The organism is Paenibacillus sp. alder61 (assembly GCF_020179875.1).
Lineage (GTDB): Bacteria > Bacillota > Bacilli > Paenibacillales > Paenibacillaceae > Fontibacillus > Fontibacillus faecis.
Genome location: NZ_JAIUDG010000010.1, coordinates 49114 through 71761, shown reverse-complemented (window position 1 = coordinate 71761; position 22648 = coordinate 49114). Strand labels below are relative to the sequence as shown.

Below are 22648 nucleotides of genomic sequence, written 5' to 3'. Positions count from 1 at the left end.
CTCATATGGATTTAAGTACAGTAAAAAGCGTCTCCCCGAACAAAAAGCTGTTCAAAAAAATACTCGCTTTGCTGTTCAGCATCGCGGTCATCGTAATCTCTTTTATCGTGTTGAACAATGCGAACGAGGCGGCCAAGGACACCGTTGAGGTACTCCGGATCAAGCAGAGTGGCGGAGTCGCGGCTTACGTGCCGCTGTCGGAGAAGATGATCGAGAAGTATTCGCTCATCCGCAAGGAATATACCGAGGACATGATCCTGGCGGAGGATCTTGAGGAAGTAAAGGATAAGTTTACGAAGTATTACATGCGGGACAAAAGCATTCTGTACAAGGACCAGCTGATGGCGGAGAAGCCGCAGCAGAACGAATGGCTGTACCAGCTGGATGACAAGCACGAAGTGCTGACCTTGCCCTACAACTTTCTCGAAGCCGGCGGCGATATTCTGATGCCGGGGGACCGGGTCAGAATCCGCGTATCGTATGAGGCCGAAAAAACCGGCACGGGATCGGGAAATCCGAATGCCGGGTTCCTGGCGTCCGGGACGGAGGTGCGCACCGAGGTCTTGTTCGACAGTATTGAGGTCCGGGATATGCTCAATTCGCGCAGCCACTCGATCTATGAGGTTTACAAGGAAGTGCTCAAGCTCAGTGAAGACAAGCGGCAGGAAGTGATGAAGAGCGAAGATTTCCTGCGGAGTATCCAGCCGAAATCCTTGCTGCTGGAAGGATCGCGGGAGCAAATCGACAAATTTGCCAAGTATAACGGCTTTGAAGGGAAGAAGTATCTGATCACGATCCTGAGCCGGAAGAACAGCCAGGTCATTCTGGACCAGCTGCCTACTTTGCAAAATGAGGTGGAATCATGGCTCGAAACCAAGGATTGAACCTGGATGAGGTGCTGAATAAAATATCGGCCAAGGATCGGGTCGGCTCGGAAATGCAGGAGAGCAAGCTCATCTACAGCGTGGTCGGCTTCCTTCCGGCCTGCGATATGGTCGACAACGCGCTGCTCATCAGCAATCTCGGCTATCTGTTGGGACAAAAAGGGCTGAATACCTGCATCGTCGATTTAAAAGTGTTTAACCCGAATCTGCATCACTTTCTGGACGCGCAGCCGAGCAAGAAAGGCAGCGGCCTGATCCGGGTACTGAAGAGCGACAAGGTCGACTTCCGGGAAGAGATACAGGCGACGAAGTATGAGCGGTTGTACCTGCTGTCGCCGAGCCCGCATGATTTGATCGAGGAGTACCTCGACTTTGAGTTCGAGCATCTGGAACGGGTCATCGATACGCTGAAGAGCATGTTCGATATCATTTTGCTGGACATTCCGAATAATCCTCCGCTGGAGTTTTGCCTCGGGGCGATGAAATATTCGCATATCGGCTTCTTTACGGCGACCGAGCGGATCGAGGCTTCGAGCAATATGGTGCGGATGCTGGATTTTGCCGCATCGGTCGGCATCAGCACCGCGAAATTCACCAGCGTGATTCTGATGAACATGCAGGATATCCATTACGATTACAAAGGGCTGAAGGAATTCGGCTTCAATATTGTGGCGGCGCTGCCGCTGGTCAAAGCGGCCTATGCCAGCGCGCTGGAAGGCAAGCTGTACATCAGGGATAACCCGCTGGTCAACCGGTATTTTCTCAAGGATATGCGGCGTCTTGCGGATATCCTGGGCAACCAGTAAGGGAGGGACACGAATTTATGCTCACCCGTGCGAAAATCAGCGACATGCAGCAGAAGGTAAGCCATCAGATCGTCAAAAAAGAAGAAATGGAAGATCTGAAAAACAAATATACGACCATCCAATTTGAAGAAGCGCTGGAGCTCTGTCAGAAATATATCACCAAAGTGGCGACGCACGCTTTCCGCCGGGAACACGATCCCGGGCGAAAGCGGGAAATGACGAAGGCCTACATCAATGAATTCGTCGATTCACAAAAGCCGGTTGTCGAAGGCTACTACGAGCTGGTGGAGTTGAAAAGAGCGCTGATCGACGAGATCACCCACTACGGTCCGATTACGAAGGCGATGGAAGACCCGTCGATCGACGAAATTCGGATCAACGGCACGGATCAGATCTTTGTGGAGACCGGCGGGAAGACGGTTCCTTGGGAGCAGCACTTTATCGACCGGGAGCATCTGGAGCGGATCATCTCCAAGCTGCTCGGCGTCTCCAAAGTGCGGCTGACCCCGAAGATCCCGATGGTCAACGCGCGGACGATCGAAGGATACCGGGTCAACGCGACGCACGCGGACATCTCGCCGTACGATATGCCGGCCGTCGTGATCCGGAAATTCAGCAAGAAGAGTATTACCCCGGAAATGATGATCAAGAACGAATCGTTCTCCGTCAATATGTTCAAGCTGCTGTCTCTGCTGCCGAAGGCGGATCTGTCCTGGATTACGGTCGGGCCTACCGGGAGCGGCAAGACGACGCTGAACGAAATCATGGTCCGGGAGATCAATCCGCTGTCGCGGATCATTACGATCGAGAATCCGTCGGAAATGCGGCTGCAGCGGCGGGAAGGGAACAGCGAGCACGGACGAATCATCAACGACGTGCTGCAGTATGAATCGGTTCCCGACGATGACGACGCCAGTCCGGCGACGATGGAAAATCTGTTGATCAACGCGATGCGGCAGTCGCCGCACTGGATCGGTCCGGGCGAACTGCGGACGCCGGGGGAATTCGCCACGGCGCTTCGGGCCGCGCAAACCGGCCACTTCTTCTTCACGACGCTGCATGCCGAGGGAGACCGCGAAGCGATCTACCGCTTCCTGACCGCGTACCTGATGGCCTCCAACGAGCCGGCCGAGCTGGCTTTGCGGAACATTTGCAGCGCCGTCAAATTTATCGTTTTCCAGGAAAAGCTGGCGGACGGTACCCGCAAAGTCACGTCGATCTCGGAAGTGCTCGGCTCCGAAGGGCTTGAACCGATCGTCAATCCGATCTACAAGTTCATCTCGGAGGACGTGCTGGAGGAAGAAGGCACCCACCGGGTGCTGAAGATCATCGGCAAGCACAAGCGTGTCGGCATGCTGTCCGAGAAGGTCCAGCAGACGATGATCAAAGCGGGGATCAAGCGCAGCCGCTTCGAGTTCCTGACTTCGCCGCCCGGGGAAGATGAGATAGAGGAGTACGGATTCCATGGATACAACTTCAATCATTAGTCTGTTCTTCGGCATCACCGCCTTTATTGTGTTCAACGCGGTGTTCGAAGTGCGGTTCTTTGAAGGGACCGGCCGTTTCTTTTTGGGCTTGCTGGATACGCTGGCGGAGCACCTGGGCAGATACAATACGAAGCGCTATGTGGAGCGGATCAAAAAAGAACGGATCGTGAAGCGGAAGGAAAACGTGTACGCCAAGTACAACCGGCTCGTCGAAGGGTTGATTCTCGATTTCAATCTGCCGCTGACGCTGGAAAGTTTCACTTCCCTGCTCTGTATCTGTTTTGCCATCGTCGTGCTCGTCGTGGTCATTTTTATGCAAAACGTCACCTTGGCGGTTGTCGTTACGGTCGCCATTTTCATCGGGCTGCTTACCTTCTTCGTCATGCAGTCGAAGGCGATCAAGGCGGAGAAGCTGGAGAGCATCATGGACGCCGAGGACATCATATGTCCCTTGGCCCGCGAGGGCGTACTGGTCGCGATCAAAAAAGTGATGGAGAGCGAGGAGTACATCAAGCCCAGCATCCGGCCCTATTTTCAGCAATTCATCGATAACTGCGAAAATAACGGCTACTCGTTCAAACAGGCGATCACGCTGCTAAATCGGCAGCTCGGCCCGAAATTCGATAATTTCACCAAAAAAGCCATCGTGTTCGAGTACAACGAGCGCAAAGGGATGGCGGACATTTTTCTCGATATTGTCGATGAGAATGCGGTGCTTCGGGAAATCAACGCCCGCAAAGACCGGATTTTCCGTAAGATGAACCGGGATTTCCTGATCAAAACGGTCATTATTGTCTTGTTCTTTTTGTACGCTTTAACGGTGGAGGATTTTCGCGATTTCATGCTCTACAGCACCTGGGGCAAGCTCATCAACACCGCGATGATCAGCACCATCTGTCTCAGCTTCGCCCGTACGCAGGCGCTGCAGGGCAACCTGGGTCCGGGAAGTGATGGCAAATGAGTTTATTGGCTAAGTTTTGCGCTCTCGTGGCGGTGCTTTACCTGGTCAAGGCGTTCATTTACCCGTTCTTTCGGCCCGTAAATGCCCGGCAGAAGAAGCGCAACCGTAAATATTTGAAGGAGCGGAAGAACGCGCAGCTGAATGACAGGTTTAAGGTGTTTAAGCGCCGGTTCTCCGAGAAATACATCGGCCGGCTGCTCAGCACCGCGGAGCGCACCCGCTTCCAGAAGATGATCGACCGTCTGGATTTGAACATGAAGCCCGAGGAGCTGCGGGCGGAGCAGTTGTTCTATGCCGTGGGCGGCGGGCTGGTGACGATCGTGATGATGAGCGCCAATCAGCTGCTCGGTTACGTCTCGGCGATCTTTATTTTCCTCGGCTGGATGTACCCGGTCTCGGAAATGGAGAAGAAGATCGAGAAGAAGAACAAAAATATCGCGTATGACTTTCCGGGGTTCTACAGTATGGTGTACTACCAGTACTCCAAATCGGTCAACATCTACCTGGCCGACGTCATCCGCGACTATCTGCCGAACGCCAACAAGGATATGGCCGAGGAGCTCGGGGTGATGCTCGACAATATCGAGTACGGCGAGGAATACGCGCTGAAACAGTTGAAGAAACGCGTGCCGATCCACTATATCATCAAGTTCTGCGATCTGATGGAAACCCGGCTCAAAGGGTACGACAACATCTCGCAGATGGTTTACCTGAAGAATGAGGTGGACAGCTACCGCATCCTCGCCCTGGAGGAAGACCTGGAGCGCAGGCAGCGGACGAACTCGCGGATTCAACTCATCTTGATCGTCGTGCTGGGGATTTATATCGCCATCTACTATTTATTCACCGTTTTGGATTCCATAAAAATGTTCCAATAAATTGTCCGAGGACGAGGAGGATGGAGTTTATGAAAAATAAGGAGCTTGAAAAGATCGAGAAGCGAAATTTCTGGAAGGATGAGACCGGGGATATCGGGGTGAAGCAGATCGCGATTACGGTCGCGGTGATTGTTGTTGTGGCGTTTATTGTGACGACACTGAAGAACGGCTTATTGGAGAAATGGATCGAGGAAGTGTGGAAGTTCCTCTTTGATGATTTGATTAAAGGAAAGATGGGCGGAACCAGCTAATCTCCTACGTCTTAACACACAGGTGAATTGATATGCGTGCATTTGCAAAATCCATCCTGATCTCTATCCTGGTCACAGTGGCGATCATCGTGTTTACGAACTTTATATATTTCTTTCCCTGGTATACGACGCTGATCGTGGAAACCTTTCATGTCTCGCAAAAGGTGGCCAGCGACAACTACCTGAAGAAGGATTATCGTGACGAGGTGCTGGAGGAGCTGCAGAAGCGGCCGATCTTCAACCAGCGGCCGGACGATATTCAAATTTCCGTGCGGAAAGTAAAGGATGACGACGATGAACACTCGGCGGAAGGGGATACCGATGCCAAGGTTTACGAGAATCTGGATGACGATTCCAAGCCCTACCGTCAGCGGGGAAAACCGGTTACGATCACATTAAGCGCCGTTTACCCGTTCAAGATGAAGCTCTGGGGGAAGGAAATCGAACAGGAGTTTCCGGTTTCGTTCACGATGAAGACGATCGGGCTGAAACATTACAAGGATTTGCCGTATGACGAGTACCAGAGAGAATACACGACCGGTGATGAATGATGAAAAATGTGGCGATAGGCATTCTGGTGGTGTTTCTGGCCGTCGTTCTTTTGCAGCCGATCGCGGAGATCGCGAACTTGACCAAGGAGAAAGTCCTGCTCGGCACGGCGCTGACGAATGCGGCCCGTTCGGCCAGGGACCGGAGCTTGGAATATGAGTTAATGCGGAATCTGGACGCGAAGGTCGACCGGGAGAAATTCGTGGGGTATTTTACCGAATCGTTCGAGGATGCGATGAATTTTACCTGCACGAACAAGGGACAGAGTGAAGATACGCTAAGGTTCGTCTCCAATGACGGAAGATACAATGAATTTATTGTGGAACTCGATTTTACGGAAGAGGACGATTTGGAGACGGAACAGCTGGTTTCCAAGGTGGAAATGACGGCGACGACCGAGTACAAGTTCAAGACGAAGTATTTGCAGCTTGCGGAGGAGGCCGGGAAAGATACGGCTACCAAGCTGACCTCCAAACGTAGCCTGATTTTGGATGTGAAAAACTGACTTGTTCGATGTGAAGGAGCCGGATTGGCCGAAATAGCTTAGTTAGCACGACGATTAGCTTAATTAGCGGGAATTCTTCCCGTTAATTGGGTGGCTATCCAGTAGTATAGATGAATTAGCTGGAAAATCTCCCGTTAAATAACCAGAAATAGGGGGATCGGCGGCTGGAGTCATGAAATAGATGGAGTTTTTCCAGCTAATTCCGATCCAAGGGCTCGTAGCGGTAAATTAACGGGAGATTTTCCCGTTAATAAGCGCAGTAAAAAGTGGAATATCAAAAGGAAGTGACGGCATGGACTATATCCTGGTAACGTTCCAGGCCGGCCCGCATTTGACGAAGGAATTGAAAGTTCCGGGGTTCGTCACCTCGCAAGAGCTGCTGGCGATGCTGTCCGAAGCGCTGCATCTCCCCGTCGTACCGGAGCATCGCCTCCAGGCTGAACCGCTGGGCCGGATTTTGGACCCCTCCCTGACGCTGGAGGAAGAAGGCGTTGTGGACGGGGCGCTGCTTACTCTCGTATAGAAGGGATGAATACCGTGAACAGCAATATCCATAATGGCGGAGTCGCCTTTGAGAGCGGGAACGGCCTGTTTCTCGCCGATCTCCGGGGCTATTCCGGTACCTTTCGGCGCGACGAAGCGGCCGGCGTGACGGAGCTGCTGGACGGGGTGTTCTGGTTTATGAACGAGGCGGAGGACGCGATCTATTGCAGCGACCAGACGCGGGGAAACCGGCTGTGCCGCCTGGACCGCGGCTCGCAGGCTCCCGAGCCGCTGCTGGACCGCCCGGTTTACGGTCTGACCCGGCAGGGCGAGTGGCTGTACTATATCGGGGAAAACGACCGGAAGCTGTACCGCTGCCTGCTTAACGGCAGAAGCGAAGCCCGGGTGGCGGACGATGCGGTGGAAGCTTTCGTGGTGGAAGCGAACCGGATCTATTATGCGACAGAGCAGGGGATCCGCTCCTGCGGGCTTGACGGCGGCGACCGGGAACTGGTTTCGGAACACGCTGCGGTGCAATTGATTACATTGGGCGAGCGCCTGGTTTTTGCCGATAAGAAGAATCAACACCTGCTCACCGTCCTGCATCCGCCGACCGGACAATCGAGCGTATATGACGACATCGCGCCAAACAGTCTGAACAGCGACGGGCGCTATCTGTACTGTGCCAACCGGCTCAATGAAAGCTCCATCTACCGGATCGATCCCGATACGGGAAGCCGGATCCGGATTTGCGGCGAGCGGGCCGATCACCTGCATGTTCTGCGGGATATGCTGTATTTTTGCAGCCGGCAGGAGTGGTACCGGATGTCGCTGTCCGGCGGGCAGGCGGTCAAAGTCATAACTTTATCGTGAGGTACGTATGATCAACGAAAAATATGAATTTAGCCGGCAGCCCCGGTTTCTTCCGGAAATGCCGGGGGGCGAGCTGGAGATCCCGAATCCTCCTCACGCCTATGAGAAGCCGGAAATCTCCTGGTTCGCCCTGCTGGCGCCGCCGGCGGTGATGCTGGTCATTACGCTGCTGCTGGCGCTGACGTCCCAGTCCATGTACATGATGCTTTCGATCGCCATGACGGTGATGACCCTGATCGTGTCCCTGACCGGCGCAGCTTCGCAAATCCGTAAGTATAAGAAGAAGAAAAAGGAACGCGAGCAGAAGTATTTGCAGTTCATCACGGACAGCCGGAGCGAGCTTCAACTGGCGCGGGAACAGCAAATCAAGGCGATGAACGAGATGAGTCCCGATCCGGCGGCCTGTCTGCAGCGGATTCAAGAGATCGACAACCGGCTGTGGGAAAGAACGCCATCTTCGCCCGATTTCTTGTCGCTTCGCCTGGGCGTAGGGAGTGTTCCGGCCGAGCTGAAAATCAAGTATACCAAGCAGGCGATCATTCTGGAGAGCGACCCGCTGATGATGGAACCGCAGCGGCTGGCGCTGGAATTCGAGCGCGTGCAGGGCGTGCCGGTCTCGGTCAACCTGATTCAGGCGGAAATCGTCGGGATCGCCGGCGAGGATGAGAAGACGTTTGACATGGTGACGCAAATGCTGCTGCAGCTCGTGACCCACCACGGCTACGACGACGTGCGGTTGGTCGTGCTGGCCGCGGAGGACGGGCTGGAGAAGTGGAACTGGCTGCGCCATCTCCCGCATCTGTGGAGCGACGGCTTCGATTTCCGTTTCCTGCTCTGCGGCAAAGCGATCGCCCACGCCGTGCTCGGCGAGCTGAACAACGTGTTCAAGGAACGCGAGCGGCGCAAGATCGGCGGTATTCCGCTGCCGCACTACGTGTTCATCGTCGAGGACGCTTCGCTGCTTGATGAGGAGCCGATCACGAAATACTTGTACAACAAGAGCGCCGCGCTGGGGCTGTCGACGGTGTACTTGGCCAAACACCAGGCTTACCTGCCGATGAACTGCAAGCAGGTGATTCTGGCCCAGGGCAAGACCGGGGAGCTGGCGGACCGGGAAACCGGGGAGAAGAACACGTTCAACCCCGACACCGTAAGCCTTAAGCAGTTGGAGCAGGCGGCCCGGAAAATGGCGCCGCTGCGCATCAAAAACTCGGGCGGCAACTTCACGCTGCCGAACTCGTTGGCCCTGCTCGACATGCTGCAGGCCAAGACGACGAAGGAAGTGGATCTGTTATCCCGATGGACGATCAATAAGCCGTTCAAAGGGATGAGCGTGCCGATCGGCATCAAGGCGGGAGGCAATCTTTTTAACCTCGATATGCACGAGACGGGGCACGGTCCGCACGGTTTGGTCGCTGGGACGACGGGCTCGGGGAAAAGTGAGCTGCTGCAGAGCATCATCATTTCGCTGGCGATGAACTATCATCCGCATGATCTGGTGTTTGTTCTGATCGACTATAAAGGCGGCGGCATGGCCGATGTGTTCCAAGGGATGCCGCATCTGGTGGGGACGATTACGAACCTGGGCGGCAACCAGACAACGCGGGCGCTGTTGTCCATCAAAAGCGAGCTGATGAGCCGGCAGCGGATTTTCTCGGAATTCGGGGTCAACAACATCGATAAATATCAGAAGCTTTACTATAGCAACAACAAGGACGGCCGGATGCCGGCCATTCCTCACCTGATCATGATCGCGGACGAGTTCGCGGAGCTGAAGCAGGATCAGCCGGAATTTATGAAAGAGCTCGTCAGCGCGGCCCGCGTAGGCCGAAGCTTGGGCGTGCATCTCATTCTGGCGACGCAAAAGCCGGCCGGGGTGGTCGACGACCAGATCTGGAGTAACTCCAAGTTCAAGATCTGTCTCAAGGTTCAGGACGAACGGGACAGCAAGGACGTCATCAAACGCCCGGACGCGGCGATGATCAAGGAGCCGGGGCGCGCCTACATTCAGGTCGGGAACGACGAGATTTTCGAGCTGTTCCAATCGACTTACTCGGGAGCGGATTACGATCCCGAAGGAGCGATGCAGAAGAGCGAGAACAAGGCGAAGCGGATTTACGAGGTCTCGCTGAACGGCCGGATGGAGCAAATCTATCCGCTGTCGGAAGAGAAGATCGTCAAGCACGAGCTGCCGACCCAACTGGAAGCCATGGTCGAGCGGATTACGGAGACGGCGGAGGCGTCGGGCATTTCGCCTTTGAAGGGGCCTTGGCTGCCGCCGCTTCCGGAAGTCCTCCACTTCGACAACATTTTGGGGGACGGCTTTGTCCCCGGGCATTGGCCGAAGCGGGAGAAGCTGCTCTCGGTGCCGGTCGGGCGGATGGACGATCCGCGGAATCAAAGCCAGAACGTGCTGGAGGTCGATTTTGCGGGGGAAGGCAATCTGTTCGTCTACGGCGCGCCGGGAACGGGAAAAACCGTGTTTCTCAAAACGTTGTGCATGTCGATCGCCCAAACTTACTCGCCGGATGAGGCGAACCTCTACCTGATGGATTTCGGCGGCAACTCGCTGCGGGTATTCGAGAAACTGCCGCATGTCGGCGGGGTGATGACGCTCGAGGAAAAAGGGAAGATCGATCAGTTCATGCTGTTCCTGTTCCGGGAGATCGAGCAGCGCAAGGCGCGGTTTGAGGAAATGGGCAGCGAAGGCTTCAACGCTTATCGCGCTTCCGGCCATACGCTGCCGGCGATTGTGCTGATCATCGACAACTATTTTGCGCTGTCGGAATCCTATGAGGATCTGGACGCCCAAATGATGCTGCTGGCGCGGGAAGGTTCCAAATACGGCATTTATCTCGTCGCCACGGCCACCAACGCCACCTTTGTACGATACAAATTGTCGGTCAACTTCAAGCTGGCGGTAGCCCTCCAGATGACGGAAAAAGGCGACTACGACAGCGTGGTCGGCCGGACGGAAGGCTTGGAACCGATGAAGGTGGCCGGACGGGGACTCGTCCGGGGCAAGCCGCCGCTGGAATTCCAGACTTCGCTTCCGGAGTATGAAGATGTCGGCACCGAGCAGATGCTGGAACGCTTTGCCGGACTGTCCTGCACGAAGGCCAGACCGATCCCGATGATGCCTTCGAGCATCGATATCCGGGAGATTCAGCCGGGCGGTGGAAAGCTCGCGATCGGCCTCGGGAATACCGATCTCCAGCCGGTGCATATCGACCTGTACGCGACGCCGGTGCTGATGATCGCCGGGGAGTCCATGTCCGGCAAGAGTACGCTGCTCCGCTCCTGGATCAACATGCTCGGCGACGCCGAGGTGTATGCCCTCGACTCCAACGGCATGGGCCTGTTCGATATTATGGGCCGGGAGCATGTCACCGATTTGGCCGAAGCGGAAGACGACTTTATCGAGCGGATACAGGAGCTGCTGGACGAGCGCCGCAGACAGATGGCGGAGTGCCGCCGCAGCAGCGGAGATGTGCAGGAACTGGTGCGTTCGTGGAAACAGATTATTTTTGCCTTCGATAAGCTCAGCGAGTTTACGGACGGCGATAAATATTCCCTGAAAGAGCTGATCGAACGCATCGTGAAGCAGGAGCGCGGCATGAAGGTCGCCGTGATCGCGGCGGACAACATCTCCGATTTCACCGGCAACTGGGACAGCCTCGGCAAGGCGATCAAGGAAGAGCAGACCGGCCTGCTGATCGGCAGCATCAAGGAACAGACGCTCTTCTCCGCGAGACTGCCGTATGGGGCGACGGAAAAGGAACTTGAGGCGATGGACGGATATTTTATCGTCAAGAACAAGTTCACCGGTCTGAGATGTGCCGCCGAGCCGGTAAAAGAAGCTGTGGCCGCGGCCGGTTATTAAGGGCTATTTTCCGAAAGGGGGAGTGACCGATGTCAACCGTCTCTGAGATCAAAGCGAAGGCTAAGCTGGTGTATGACGTCAAGTCGGATTTAAAAAGCGACAGCACGAAGTGCCAGGCCGCGGTAAACCAATCGAAAGACTGGTGGCAAGGGGAGGCCGGGAACGGGTTCCGTACCGGCTACAAGGAGATCCAGAGGGAAGTGACCGGTCTCCTGGGCAAGTTGGATAAACTGTCCAGCGGCCTGAACCGGCTGGCGGACAGGGTGGACCAAGCCGATGAAGCCCGAAAGGCCAAGGCCGCGGCGGAGAAGAGCAAGGGGGCTGCCGTTTCCGGGAGATAGGGAGCGGCGGCGATTAGAGCTTGACTCCTCTGCTGGATGAAGAGGGGAGGAAAATCCTTGAAAGGAGGTGAATTTATAATGGCAAACCAACAAAAGTTTGATTTCGACCAAGCGGAAGGGCTGAAAAACAAATTGCAGTCCGAAATCGCGAAAATCGAATCCGATTTGAAGCGGATGGCCACGATGGTCGAAGGCGTGAAATCCTGGTGGTCCGGCGGTTCGGAAGAAGCGTTCATCGCGAACTTCCAAACGACCAAAGGCCAAGTCGTAACAAGCTTGAACAAATGGATTGAGGACTACAAACAACTTATCGGTCAAATCGCTGAAGTCAAGAGACAAAGCGATGCGGATCTCGCAAGCAAGCTGAAAATCTAATTCTTGTCCGTAGACGTGGTGGCGTAGGTCGCCACGTCTACATTTAGTCACGAAAGCAATGAACTCGAACTTCGGGAATTGAGATACATATGACATCTAACATTTATATAAAAGGAGATGACTAATCATGAAATTGAAAAAGACGGGTTTTATTCTGTTGTCGCTGATCCTGCTGTTGGCTGCGCTTCCCGCTGTCTCTTCCGCGGCGAAGTTGTCTTTGCGCGTGGAATTGAACGGGGAGAAAATGAGTTTTCCGGATGCACAGCCTTTGGTAGATAAAAGCAACCGGGTGCAAGTGCCGGTACGTTTTGTAAGTGAGGCGCTCGGAGCAAAAGTGGACTGGAACAGCAAAACCAAAAAAGTGACCGTAAACTTGAATTCCAATCAGATCGTTCTGACGCTCGGCAAGAAAGCTTATACCGTGAACGGCAAAACCAAGCAAATGGACACAGTGGCCTTGCGGAAATCGGACAGAACTTATGTACCTCTTCGTTTTGTAAGTGAGGCTCTTGGTGCGCAAGTGAACTGGGACTCTCTGAATTATATGGTGTCGATTCATACGGGTGCGGGCGCTAGCGGAGCGAAGGGTAACGATGCGAATACAGAAAAACCGTTTGATTGGGAGGCTTGGGAAGCTTCGAGAAATGTGGAGGGGAAGAGCGAGAAAATAAAGTTAGAGGGATTTAGTTTTAACGGTTTTTATAATTCAGGGTTAAGTGTTTTAGATAGTGGTTATGATCCGAAAACAAAGAAGGGACCGATTCTTCAACTACTGGTGAGCTTTGGCCATGTTGGGGATGACCTGAGCCAACAACAAAAGGATGCTGAGGAAATTCTGAGCCAAAGAATTGATAAAAAGACGGTTGATTCTGTTATGAATTACGTAAAACAAAAGAAGCTAGAGGAAGATGAATTGGCCAAGAAGACCTTTACAGATGAAACCTTCAAAGTGATTGTTCAATCTCAGACATATGGTGACATAAACATCAACGTTTGGTATAAGTAGGTGAGGTTATGATAAGTAAGCGATTGGCTGCATTTTTGTTAATCGTTCTATTTTGCGGATTTATTCCTCAAACTAAAGTGGGGTCTGAGCCATTAGATTATAAGGATGATTTGGTTGGCTATTTAAAGACTCTTACCCCCGAATTAGTGTTAAAGCAAGCGAATGAGGACATGAAAGTATTGTATGGGGAAGATAATTATTATCCTGCCAAAACTAAAAATGGTGCGTTTAACGCTGCTCTCATACAAAAGCAGATAGATGAAGGGATTAGAAATCCTCAGAAATTTACGGGATTTGATATAGTCTACGGGAGCAGCCATGATACAGAGATAGTCCATAAAGGCCAAAAAATGCGTAGGTATTCTGGATATAACAAGTTTGGAGATTCAGTTTCCACTGATGGGTTTCCTTGGGATGCTGGGTGGAGCGGCGTGCCAATTCATAAACTTAGACTGATACCCACCCCGTGGGAAGATAAAGGGAATGCGAATGATTTTGATGATTTCCCGAATAATTACAGAAGAGAGATTCCTGAGAAGCTGTATGAATACTTACCTCATGGTAATTTCGAAAAGCAGATTCTAAAAGCACTTAACACCAAGTATGCCGGAGTTGCTTATGGTGAGGATCTTATGTATAACAATAAAGATTCCGAGTACGCGACGAGAAAAGTGTACTACACGAACGGAGCTCCGGAAGGCGGCTGGATTAAATATGTTCATATCATTCAGCCTCCGACATACCTGTCTCAGGGATTTGGACGCGTCTATATGAGATCCACGTACTTGGATATTCCTATTGCCGCATTTGCTGCTACTCAGGGAAGTGATTTATCTGTCTCGTTTGATGAGTTGCCTTCCCAGGCGGTAGCCGGTGAAACGGTTAAGGTTACAGTGATGGTGGAGTCGACATTTGCCAATGGGGTAACTCCGGCTTTTTCCTGGTCCATAACACGGGCGGGAGGCGGAGCTTTAACGAAAGAAACGGATCAGTTGTCTTTTAGCGATAATGCTCATTATGCGCAACCGTCGGGCACGATTCCTATAGGTGCCAATAAGGAGCGTCGGCTTACGGCATCCTTCACGATGCCGGATAGTGATGTTCGCATTCAGTTTAAAGTCAACGAGAACGGAACCTCCCCGAAGGAGACGGTTCTGAACAACAACATTGTGGAATCTACTATAAAGGTCGTCAAGCCGATTCCGTTGCCTTATGATATGTTGACCAAAAAAGAAAAGATCATTTTACCGGCAAATACCGTGACCTTGAAATTACCGGATCTACCTGACGCAAGATGGACTGGAAATGCAACGGGGATTTTGAATGCTCATAATAGGACCGATGATTTATTAAGAGAGTATAAGGTGTTTAACAATAAAGTCAATGAAGCCAGTGAAAATATAACCCGGGCTCCTATAGTGACTTATACCATCATGCGGAAAGATTTTGGAATTAATGGTAAAAAGGATGATCCGGAAAACAAACAATATGTCAATCTCAGCAATCCGGATAATCCATTGCTCCGCATCGGGGAGATCTACTACGAGGGTTCCGTGAGCCGGCCTTATCAATATACTGAGTACTATCAGGATTGTTCAGGTCCAGGGGAATGCGAAACTAAATCACAAACAAAAAGTGGGTTTGTAACCGCTGAGTTTGACAGCGGCAACATAAAAAAACCATACGCCATGTATGTCTACAACGGCAAGAAGGAACTCGAAAAATATACTTACCGGGACGAGATCGAAAACAATACTGGCAGTGCACTCGAGAAAAAATTGTTTTGGACGAATGAGCCCTATTGTTATTCCGTAATTCGTTGGATGCATCATCAAGACGAAAACGGACAGCCCTACAATTGGACCAGAGTCCCGGGTCAGTATAAACGGGAGTTTATCCAACAGGCAAGCGGGGGCTTGACCTTGAACAAAACCAGTTCTCTCGAAACCGAATATAGCCAATCCAGAAAAGCGGCGGCGGGAAGAACGAATAAAAAATCGCTTTATGACAAGGCCGTTTTCGCGACGGATAAGCAGCTTCAGAAATACGCCTATCCGGTCAAATCGGGCTATTATTTCAATCCGGCCGGCAGCTATACGTTTACTTTGAATACGGTCGTTTTTAAAGACAAAAAACCGCAGAACGGCGAAATGACCCAGGATCACAAGGACTTGGTGAACAGTCTAATCGGGGCTTTCCGCTATGAGTCTGATCTGATTTATATCAACAACAAGAAAGAAGCCGTAAATATTTTGAACGAAGGCTTGGCCCCTAAAGGGGGAGGCTTTGTGCGTAAAAAAGGCGTCTTAACGGTTGAACAAAGCAAAGGCGTGAACGGCGAAAAACTGATCGATGTATTGGATCGAAGCGATGATCCTTCACGGTACACGCAGGACATCTACGAAGTTTTTCATTCCGAGGACACGGCCGAAGATAGTACTCATGAGTTCTGGAAGAGAGTACTGGAAGGGTACAGCGAATCCAAGACAGCGAAAAGCCATTCGAAGTATAAATATAGAGAATACGTGAAAGACGGCCAGCATATGTACAAAATCACGGAAACCTCCAAAATTACGATCGTCGTCAATCCGGAAAACAAATATTTGTATACTCATGCGAATATGCCGAATGGGAACTACAACATCAAGGTTTGGTTCGATGATATTAATCTAAAGGGATTCAAGCATGCCTATAAAGTTTTGGGCACCTTGAAAGGTGTCGAAGAACTGGACAGCATGAAGATCACCGTCATCGGCTCCATGTTCGATGATTTGAACAGCTAAGCGAAATTTCCATGAAGCAACCCCTCCATCCTCCCTGTTAAAGCATACATTTTCGGGGCGGTGGGGGGGCTTTTTTAAATTTAAGGAAAGGAACCGGCCAAAATCGATGAGCTCTCCCTAAAGCTCATGGGCTTGGTGGATGTAAATAGTCGCCACGTCACGTTGTTTCTGTGATGGGGTGCTAATCGAAGCAAAAAAACGAGAGAGGGTTTATTTAATGAAACTTAAGAGAATAGGATTTTTTCTTCTGTCCCTACTTTTCATATTTACCACAATGCCAATGGTCTCTTCCGCGGCGAAGTTGTCTTTGCGCGTGGAATTAAACGGGGAGAAAATGAGTTTTCCGGATGCTCAGCCTTTGGTGGATAAAAGCAATCGGGTCCAGGTACCGGTACGCTTTGTAAGTGAAGCTCTTGGCGCCAAAGTGGCCTGGAACAGCAAAACAAAGAAAGTGACCGTAGACTTGAATTCCAATCAGATCGTCCTGACGCTCGGCAAAAAGGCTTATACGGTGAACGGCAAAACCGAGCCAATGGACACGGCGGCCTTGCGGAAATCGGACAGAACCTATGTACCGCTTCGTTTTGTAAGCGAGGCTCTTGGCGCACAAGTGAACTGGGACTCTTTGAATTATATGGTATCGATTCATACAGGTGCGGGAGCTAGCGGGGGCAGTGGTAACAATGCTAATACAGAAAAACCGTTTGACTGGGATGCCTGGGAAGCTTCAAGAAATGTGGAGGGGAAGAGCAAGAAGAAAGAGAGTGAAGGGTTTAGCTACTACAATTTTTATAAGTCCGGTTTAACTGTAGGTGACCGTTATAAAAAGGAGGACGGGAATACAACTACTATATTAAATTTAATGCTCTCTATCGACGACTCGGATGACAATCCGGAACAAGGGTTTAAAGATGTCGAGGAGTTGTTATCTCAAAATGTGGATGAAGATACGGTGAAATCAGTCATTAACTATGCCAAGCAAAAGAAAAAAGGTGAGGATGAGCTGGTGGAAAAAGTGTTTAAGGATAAAAAGTACAAGATTGTTGTGGCATCGCAGCCTTACACCAGTATAAACATAGAAATTTGGTATAAGTAAGTTGGTCTATCAACAAGCATGGCTTTAAATAGATGTGCAGGTAAATAGACAGGTAAGTTCAATGGGGGATTGAAGTGAGACGAAAACAAGTTATATTGACCTTGGTTTTTTTTCTGGGTGTGCTGATGGCAGTAACCGCATGCGGAACAAGGGCGGGACAGCCTGAAGCAACTCAGGTGCAGCCAGAGCCAACTGCGACGGTCAATACCGAGACCGGCCAATTTGACCCGAAATATGATTTGAAAAATCCGGACTTCTTTAGCAAATTTGTCGCGTATTTTGATCTGGACAAAGCCGCATTGATCCAAAAACTGCAGCAGGATTACATGGAAGCCCCTATAGAAGGAACTGATTCAGCGACAGGGATGCCGTGGGTCAAGTTGGAAAAAGCGGGGCTAACCTTTTACTTGACGGAGGAAGACGAAGTGCCGGTTAGTCATGTGGAGATAGCGGAAACCAACCCGATTCACTATGGCGGGGCGAGAGGACAAATGACATTTTCGGATGTTATGAAAAAAGCGGGCGAGACAATGGTCATGGAGGACCCCGATTTGGAGAAACGCTACAGTATCACCTATCCCATGAAAGAGGTTAGCGTTGTATTTTACACCAAGAACGTATATGAGCCTTCCTCCACAATGGAGGTGAGTTCTTGGGGATATTACGACCAGGAGCCCACTTTACGTAGCGCTACTGAAATTCAAACGAACCGTGGTTCGTTCCAACTCCCGAGGAACTGGGTAGGAAAGATATCGCTTCGCGAAATGGTGAATACATATACCCTTTCATATCTAGGCAAGAAGGAAGCTTATCCTTTGGTTGAAATCGTAGCTATGAATGTAAGAGAGTGGAATGAAATGGATCAAGCCGAATATAAGATCATTCTTGAAAATGAGGATGGGGTTGTAGCAGCAAGGAGACTGGAAACTAACCAGCCAAGCGATCAAGAGGAAGGCCAGGTTTACCACAGTATGGAGTCGCAAGTTGATGAAATGTTAGCGACTTTTCAACCGGCGGTTCAGATGGAAGAGGACTACAGGGACCCCAATATATTTACCATTAAAAAAAATGACACTACGGTCAAATTCTCTCTCCAATTTCCGGAATCGTGGAAAGGGAAATATGTTATCAAGCAATACGAGGATCAAATCGACATTTTTCATAATACAGCACTGGAAAATCCTGCTTGGATTATGAATATTTCCGGCGCTACGCCGGAAGAGTGGGCAGCCTCGCCGCCGGACGAATACCCCTGGAACAAACTGGGGGAGATCAACGGTGTTGTGATCGTTTATACCCAACTTGCTGATCAGGCTTATGAGTCTACGTATGTGGAAGAAGAGGAAGAAGTAACGAAAATGCTCATGGATATCGAAGACGTCCAGCTCATTGAGGCTGATGAGTCGGAGGATTGATGGCCGATGAGTTTCATCCGAACGAATAAGTAGGAATCGTTTAGCTGGCCAAACATTAAATCGTAAAGTAGCATAGCGCCAACCTCCCTGTTAAAGCATTACATTTTGGGGTGGTGAGGAGCTTTAAAATTTTTAGGAAAGGAACAAAGCCATGAGTATCAAGGTAGATCCGACCAAAATAGATGAGCTCTCCCTAAAGCTGAAAGGTTTGGGGGACGGCACCGAAGACGGGGAACGTAGGGTGCATCAGAGTTTATACCGATTTCTCCAGGACCTTCGAGGTCGGTATGATGAAGAGAGGGAAGTGCAGCGCGCCCTGGACGCTGTGGAGGACAGCTTACGCGAGGTGACAGACTCCGCGAGAATATTAACTTCATCGTTGCACCAGAAAGCCAAAGGACTGACGCAAGTCTCCCAGACCTATCTGGACAGTGAAGAATCGGTCAAAAAAACGATACAGCAGCACTTCGCTTTCCCTTCTTCTTATTATGGAAAAACCGGGGCGTTTACCGGAGACGGTGCCGCAAAATATCTGAAGGATCCGTTGTTTGACGATCCGGTTGTACAAAAACTCCATCAGCAAGCCCTTCATGGGACGGAGGAGGAAAAGCAAGAGGCCAAGCAAAAGCTGGACACGATTTTTAAGGCGAGATATGACATTGGCCGGGCCCAAATGGCTTATTCCGTCTACAAAGCGTTCAACAACAAGCTGTTGATGGAGGGGGCCCACAAAGAAGCGGAGAGACTACGAAAAGTCTTAAAGGGTTTGGGGATTGACGAGAAATATTATGGAAAAGAGGTCAAGTTAAGCCACCTGTTTTCCGGAGCGCCGATTCAGGCCTGTTCTTACGATCCTTCTTTTTCCATTACTAAAGACGGTAAATTTATACCGATGGAGATGCCGAAGGACAACCAATACATATATTTGCTGGGATTGATGATGAAAGGCGGGAAGGAAGGGGCGTGGGCCAAATCCCAATTGGGCGAAATTCACAAGCTTTTGACCGAAATTGGCCGTTCCCAAACCGCTTGGCATGAATACAAAGCTAAAAACATGCAAAAAGAAATGGACGGCGCCCACGCCTATGCCGAAAAACTCAGGACGGCTCTGAAAACCAAGTATTCTCTCTCCTCGGAGATGGTCGATGATGTGGACTATCGGGAGCTGTGGATGGGAGCAGGGCCGGCGGGAACTTATCTGAAAACAAAAGAGAAAGAGAATAAGACTCCCTCTCCAAATTCAAAACCATCTAAACCGCTTGATCTTGCCGATTTAAAAAGTACAAACACAAGGATTAAAGGGATAGAGGATAAAAATAAGAAGATTCAAGCTATATATGCACGTAATACATGGCTTTTACCCTACATTACACAAGATCAGACCAACAAAGCTGTGATGAATTCTTTAAAGAAATTTCAACAGCACTATGCCAAGTACAAACACAAGTATGAAGCTGTATCTAAAAAAACGGGGATTCCTCCCGAATTAATTGCCGCAATTCATTGGAGAGAAGGTTCCGGTAACTTTGATACGTACTTGCATAATGGAGATCCACTCGGTAAGAAAACTGTCCATGTTCCGAAAGGAATCTTTTTTACAGATTGGGAAGAAGCGGCGATTCATGCTATTAATATGAAAAAATCTGTTCGTGACAAAGTGGGGATAAATCATTCAACTAAGGATATCGCCAAGATGATGACCTACGCCGAGTGTTACAACGGCCTTGGTTATATTAATCATAAGGTGAACAGCGTTTATGTATTTAGCGGTACGAACATTCCACTGGAAGGAAAATACTATAAAGATAATGTCTTTACTTACGGTCCTGTCAAAGATGACAATCCAGGGGTTGCCGTAATGTTATTGTCATTAACTGAGGCTCCTAACCAAGTAAGCCCTAATAAAGAAAACACTCAACCTAAGCCGCAGCAGAGCGTTCCGTCCAAATCTGCCCAGGGAGTTGATGAAGTCCGGGAAAAGGTACTCGATTTAGCTAAAAAGTTTCAAGGTAAAGTTCCATATTACATGGACAGTAACCGTCCTAAGTATATGGATCCTGATTCACCGCCAAAAGCTATGGATTGTTCGGATTTTACCTCTGCTATTTATAGAACCATACTGCGTGACTTGGATGTAGGGTCAAATATCGATATCGGTGCCAATACCCGGACCCAGATTGGATCAGGTCTGGAAGTGTGGACAAAAGACAAAAAAGGGGCTGGAAACTTTAATATTTCCAAATTAAAAAAGGGTGATCTGATTTTATTTACTTCTCCTAATTCATCCACGGTAGGTCATGTTGGTTTCTATCTGGGCGATGGAAAGTTTATACATGAGAGCGGTTCAAATAAAAAAGGAGGAAACGTAAAAGTCTCTGAGCTTAAGGGGTACTGGTTGACAACGCAAAAACCCATTTCGGTACGCCGTATTATTGGTGATGACGGCAACGTCTACGGTCAAAAAGGTAAAAAGGTGGGAATGATCAAGTGAAGACAAAAGGAGTAATACTGACAATAATTATATTAAGTTTACTAGCATTTACAGCATGTGGGGCAAAAACAGGACCGTCCAAAGGGACGCAGGCGGATACAAAAAATTCAGCAACAGCAACGAATACCGAAACTGGCCGATTTGCCTCGGAGTATGATTTGAAAAACTCGGAGTTCTTTAACAAATTTATCGCGTATTTTGATCTGGACAAAAAAGCTTTAGTTCAGAAATTACAGCAGGATTATAAGGAAGCCCCAATAGAAGGAACTGATTCAGCGACAGGGATGTCGTGGGTCAAATTGGACAAAGCCGGTCTGGTCTTTTATTTGACAGGAGAAGACGAAATCCCGGTTAGCCATGTAGAAGTTGCGGAAACCAATTCGATCCACTTTGGCGAGACGAGAGGAGGGATGACGTTTTCGGACATTATGAAAAACGTTGGCGAAACCATGATCATAGAAGACCCCGAAGCAGAGGATCGCTTCAGTATTATCTATCCCTTAAAAGAGGCTAGTGTTATTTTTTCTACCAAGAACGTGTATGATGCTTCCTCCAAAATGAAGTTGAGTTCCTGGGGATATTACGATCAGGAGCCAACCTTGCGAAGCGCTAGTGAAATTCAAACATCCCGTGGTTCATTCCAGCTCCCGAGGAACTGGGTAGGAAAGATATCGCTTCGTGAAACAGTGGATACGTATACCATTTCATATCTAGGTAAAAAGGAAGCTTATCCCCTGGTAGAAATCGTATCTATGAATGTAAGCGAATGGGAAGATGCGGATCAAGCCAAGTATAAGATCATATCTAAAAATGAGGATGGGGTTGTAGCAGCTAAGACACTGGCGACTAACAAGCCGAGCGATCAAGAGGAAGCCAAGTTTTTTTTGACTATGGAAACGGAGGTTGAAAAGATGTTGGATACTTTCAAGTCGAATGATGAGCTGGGGAACACGAATACTTCCGGATCTTCCTCCGTTTGTACTGATTCTCTCCCCAAAGTCGCAGAACTGAAGGACATTTTCAAAGCATTTGAACAATACTATCAAAATCATTCGGAAGATCCCTCTGAGGCGGGAATGGATGAGGCTTATTCGGAATTTGGAAAATGTTTTACGGAAAAAGTTAACGATATGGTATCCGACAACTCTATCAAAGGGAAAGAAGTGTCTGACTTGCGAGCGAGTATTTCAGACCTCAACAGTAGTTGGTATGACTGGCACTATTATTCCGAAGGTGGAGGGACGATGTGGTCGCATATGTCTATTCGACAAGGCAGCATGATCGATGCTGTGCTCTATGGATATTTGCAACAGCTGGATTCCAATATGGGCTCGAAATCAATCGAAGCGAAGTTTAACGAGCTGATACAGCAACTGATGGATTCGAGGGATTACTACAAACAAGGTAACTTTGAAGCGATGAATGAAGAGGACCAGGCTTCTTTAGATGAGGCTACCAAGAAATTGGTAAGTTCTTACGATGATTTGTTATCGTTCATTAAGAAGATGCCGCTCACTGAGGCTTCAATCCTTGTATTGGAGTTTTTAAGTAGCTACAACCCGGGAGAATAACGGGAAATGG

19 protein-coding genes are annotated in these 22648 nt (G+C 49.9%); all 19 read left to right on the top strand.

Annotated features, from left to right (window positions below; all coding sequences use genetic code 11):
* Positions 1-5 precede the first annotated feature (5 nt).
* Positions 6-884, top strand: a complete 879-nt coding sequence (locus LBW89_RS12195) for a flagellar biosynthesis protein FlgA (protein ID WP_148450956.1) — start codon at positions 6-8, stop codon at positions 882-884.
* Positions 863-1690 (top strand): CpsD/CapB family tyrosine-protein kinase, encoded by an 828-nt coding sequence (locus tag LBW89_RS12190; RefSeq protein ID WP_148450955.1) that lies wholly within the window; start codon positions 863-865, stop codon positions 1688-1690. The genes LBW89_RS12195 and LBW89_RS12190 overlap by 22 nt, the downstream gene beginning before the upstream one ends.
* A 17-nt stretch (positions 1691-1707) precedes the next feature.
* On the top strand, positions 1708-3177 hold the full coding sequence (locus tag LBW89_RS12185) for a CpaF family protein (protein ID WP_148450954.1): 1470 nt from the start codon (positions 1708-1710) through the stop codon (positions 3175-3177).
* Positions 3155-4138: a hypothetical protein gene (locus LBW89_RS12180; protein ID WP_148450953.1), complete on the top strand. Its 984-nt coding sequence runs from the start codon at positions 3155-3157 to the stop codon at positions 4136-4138. Before LBW89_RS12185 ends, LBW89_RS12180 begins: the two co-directional genes overlap by 23 nt.
* Positions 4135-5016 carry a hypothetical protein gene (locus LBW89_RS12175; RefSeq protein ID WP_148450952.1) on the top strand — a complete coding sequence of 294 codons (882 nt, stop codon included), beginning with the start codon at positions 4135-4137 and terminating at the stop codon, positions 5014-5016. The genes LBW89_RS12180 and LBW89_RS12175 overlap by 4 nt, the downstream gene beginning before the upstream one ends.
* A gap of 29 nt (positions 5017-5045) precedes the next feature.
* Positions 5046-5267, top strand: a complete 222-nt coding sequence (locus LBW89_RS12170) for a hypothetical protein (RefSeq protein ID WP_148450951.1) — start codon at positions 5046-5048, stop codon at positions 5265-5267.
* Between the two features lie 32 nt (positions 5268-5299).
* Positions 5300-5818, top strand: coding sequence for a hypothetical protein (locus LBW89_RS12165; protein WP_148450950.1), 519 nt, complete (start codon positions 5300-5302; stop codon positions 5816-5818).
* Complete coding sequence (locus LBW89_RS12160; RefSeq protein ID WP_148450949.1) at positions 5815-6321, top strand: hypothetical protein; 507 nt, start codon at positions 5815-5817, stop codon at positions 6319-6321. The genes LBW89_RS12165 and LBW89_RS12160 overlap by 4 nt, the downstream gene beginning before the upstream one ends.
* A gap of 292 nt (positions 6322-6613) precedes the next feature.
* The gene (locus LBW89_RS12155; RefSeq protein WP_148450948.1) at positions 6614-6844 is read left to right on the top strand and encodes an EsaB/YukD family protein; all 231 of its coding nucleotides are present in this window, start codon (positions 6614-6616) and stop codon (positions 6842-6844) included.
* Positions 6845-6858: 14 nt separating this feature from the next.
* Complete coding sequence (locus LBW89_RS12150) at positions 6859-7677, top strand: DUF5050 domain-containing protein (protein WP_170287044.1); 819 nt, start codon at positions 6859-6861, stop codon at positions 7675-7677.
* A 7-nt stretch (positions 7678-7684) separates the two neighbouring features.
* On the top strand, positions 7685-11560 hold the full coding sequence (gene essC, locus LBW89_RS12145; RefSeq protein WP_148450946.1) for a type VII secretion protein EssC: 3876 nt from the start codon (positions 7685-7687) through the stop codon (positions 11558-11560).
* 29 nt (positions 11561-11589) lie between these two features.
* Positions 11590-11901 (top strand): WXG100 family type VII secretion target, encoded by a 312-nt coding sequence (locus LBW89_RS12140; RefSeq protein ID WP_148450945.1) that lies wholly within the window; start codon positions 11590-11592, stop codon positions 11899-11901.
* Between the two features lie 78 nt (positions 11902-11979).
* The gene (locus LBW89_RS12135) at positions 11980-12276 is read left to right on the top strand and encodes a WXG100 family type VII secretion target (RefSeq protein ID WP_148450944.1); all 297 of its coding nucleotides are present in this window, start codon (positions 11980-11982) and stop codon (positions 12274-12276) included.
* Between the two features lie 127 nt (positions 12277-12403).
* A complete protein-coding gene (locus tag LBW89_RS12130; protein WP_148450943.1) occupies positions 12404-13282 on the top strand; it encodes a copper amine oxidase N-terminal domain-containing protein in 879 nt (292 codons plus the stop codon).
* An 8-nt stretch (positions 13283-13290) separates the two neighbouring features.
* A complete protein-coding gene (locus LBW89_RS12125; protein ID WP_148450942.1) occupies positions 13291-16065 on the top strand; it encodes a hypothetical protein in 2775 nt (924 codons plus the stop codon).
* A gap of 217 nt (positions 16066-16282) precedes the next feature.
* The gene (locus tag LBW89_RS12120) at positions 16283-17161 is read left to right on the top strand and encodes a copper amine oxidase N-terminal domain-containing protein (protein ID WP_148450941.1); all 879 of its coding nucleotides are present in this window, start codon (positions 16283-16285) and stop codon (positions 17159-17161) included.
* A 74-nt stretch (positions 17162-17235) separates the two neighbouring features.
* On the top strand, positions 17236-18576 hold the full coding sequence (locus tag LBW89_RS12115; RefSeq protein ID WP_148450940.1) for a hypothetical protein: 1341 nt from the start codon (positions 17236-17238) through the stop codon (positions 18574-18576).
* A 151-nt stretch (positions 18577-18727) separates the two neighbouring features.
* A complete protein-coding gene (locus tag LBW89_RS12110) occupies positions 18728-21067 on the top strand; it encodes an NlpC/P60 family protein (protein ID WP_148450939.1) in 2340 nt (779 codons plus the stop codon).
* Positions 21064-22638 carry a hypothetical protein gene (locus tag LBW89_RS12105; RefSeq protein ID WP_148450938.1) on the top strand — a complete coding sequence of 525 codons (1575 nt, stop codon included), beginning with the start codon at positions 21064-21066 and terminating at the stop codon, positions 22636-22638. Before LBW89_RS12110 ends, LBW89_RS12105 begins: the two co-directional genes overlap by 4 nt.
* The last annotated feature ends 10 nt before the right edge of the window (positions 22639-22648 follow it).